Below are 228 nucleotides of genomic sequence, written 5' to 3' on the forward strand. Positions count from 1 at the left end.
AGAGCTATTGTATCCTTTAACAATAGTAGATCCTAATCTCAATTCATATAGATATTCACCTGGCCATCCTCCTGTTGCAGATGCTATAATTACACCATCATTATTACCTGCGATACAAGTAATTTCAGATTTAGTTGCTGTAACTATTAATTCTTCTGCCGGTTGTTGGATTGTGAATATTTTCTCAACCGTACATTCTGGTCTGTTTACCAATTTAGCTACAACTTT

Annotated in this window: 1 protein-coding gene; it reads right to left on the reverse strand. The window is 34.6% G+C overall.

Features of this window, described 5'->3' with window-relative positions:
* Positions 1-228: hypothetical protein (locus SB753_RS42385; protein WP_410805874.1), on the reverse strand; the 228-nt coding region annotated here is incomplete at both ends.

Origin of the sequence: Paraburkholderia sp. SIMBA_053, from assembly GCF_046534895.1 — a bacterium.
GTDB lineage: Bacteria > Pseudomonadota > Gammaproteobacteria > Burkholderiales > Burkholderiaceae > Paraburkholderia > Paraburkholderia caledonica.